Below are 1,461 nucleotides of genomic sequence, written 5' to 3'. Positions count from 1 at the left end.
CTCGGTGGTGACCATCATTTCCTCTTCGCTCGTTTGTTGGCGATCTCGATGAATGCGTTGCGCTCGAGCACCGTCAGGTTGAGGTAGACGGACGGTGTCTGGCCGGTAAGCATGCAGAACGTCGCGAGGCTCTTTGCCTCGAACTTGGCTAGAAGTCGGGCTCGTCTTTTGGGTCCGAGTCCTCCTCGACCACACCGGCGGCGACGCGAGCTGCTGCATAGCTGGTGTTGTCGAGGTAGTCGTTCCAGCCGGCCTGTGTGTCCTTCGACCAGGTTTTGATCTGCTCGGGGTTCAGTGCCGCGACGTAGGCGACGGCGAAGATGAGCTGAATGTTGTCACTCTCGGCGACTTCGGCACCGGTGAGCTGCTGCACTCGCTTGAGTGCCCGGCCGGTGAGTCCCTGCAGTTTGTCCTGGAATCCTGTGCTGCTCATAGTCCTGCGTCTCTCTTTCGTTGGATGACCTCGCGGCGCACGCGGAGTACGGCGAAGGGGGTGACTCGTTCGAGCGTGATGAACATGAACGGGTAGGGCGCTTGCGGATCCCAGCGGGTGCCGGCGTGATTCATCGCGACGTAGATACCGCCACCGTGTGACTTGCGGCTAGCGCCACCGGCTTTCGCGTAGGCCCGCATGTTCGAGCCCTTGGCACGGATCGACTTCTTCGTGCGGCCGGTGTAGACCGGGGCGATGACGTTCGCGATGGTGAACGTCCTCGCCGCGATCTGGTCGAACGCCGGCTTGAGCTGTCGAACCGTCTTGTAGAAGACCGTGAGCTTGTCGAGCAGAGGGCGCTTGCCCTCGATCGACAGCTCGATCTTCATGGTGGCCATGAGCTATGCGGCTGCCGTAACTCGAAGCGGTACGCCGGTGCACTCCCACTCGACCTCGAACTCGAACTCTTCGTCGGCGTCGCCACCGAATCCGGGCTTGCTGCCGATTGTGCAGGTGCCGGTGAAGTGCGGCTGCTCGGCGGACGGGATCGCGTTGCCGTAGGGGCGAGCGATGAACTCGACCTCTTGGCCGGAGTTGAGCCATGCGAACGTCCAGAACGAGGTGGTCTGGAAGTCCTGGAATGCGGTGCCGCGCAGGTACCACGTCTTGGTGTCGCCCTCGGCCAGTCGAGCGAACGTGACGAACGATGCGTCGTCGCCGTCGTCGGGCTCGACGCGGAAGCCTTTGATGTCGGTGTTGTATTCCTCGCCGTCGATCAGGATCGACAGGTCCTTACCCTTGGTGCCCTTGAAAGCCATTGCGGTCACTCTTCTTTCATGTCGATTGCGTACGACGCCGTGATTTCAGCGCCGAGATATTTCGTGTCGCCCTCGGTGAACTTCGGCGACTCGACCTCGATGTCCTGCATGTGCGGATGCAGGGCGAGCAATGCGCGGCCGATCATGTCGTTCAGCGCATCGCGGACAACGGTGTCGGTTCCCCTGCCTGCGACGATCTGGATCGTCCAG

Annotated in this window: 4 protein-coding genes; all 4 read right to left on the bottom strand. The window is 61.7% G+C overall.

Going from position 1 to position 1,461, the window contains the following annotated elements; translation table 11 throughout:
• Positions 1–148: 148 nt before the first annotated feature.
• Complete coding sequence (locus A2J02_RS05900; protein WP_068048001.1) at positions 149–433, bottom strand: hypothetical protein; 285 nt, start codon at positions 431–433, stop codon at positions 149–151.
• Complete coding sequence (locus tag A2J02_RS05895; RefSeq protein WP_068047998.1) at positions 430–831, bottom strand: hypothetical protein; 402 nt, start codon at positions 829–831, stop codon at positions 430–432. The genes A2J02_RS05900 and A2J02_RS05895 overlap by 4 nt, the downstream gene beginning before the upstream one ends.
• A 3-nt stretch (positions 832–834) precedes the next feature.
• Positions 835–1,251 carry a hypothetical protein gene (locus A2J02_RS05890; RefSeq protein WP_068047995.1) on the bottom strand — a complete coding sequence of 139 codons (417 nt, stop codon included), beginning with the start codon at positions 1,249–1,251 and terminating at the stop codon, positions 835–837.
• Between the two features lie 5 nt (positions 1,252–1,256).
• On the bottom strand, positions 1,257–1,461 hold a 205-nt coding region (locus A2J02_RS28085; protein WP_197477952.1), incomplete at its 5' end, for a hypothetical protein.

Origin of the sequence: Rhodococcus sp. EPR-147, from assembly GCF_001647185.1 — a bacterium.
In the GTDB taxonomy this organism is placed as follows: domain Bacteria; phylum Actinomycetota; class Actinomycetes; order Mycobacteriales; family Mycobacteriaceae; genus Rhodococcoides.
Note: the sequence above shows the minus strand (reverse complement) of the source record. Positions and strands in the feature narration are given on the sequence as shown.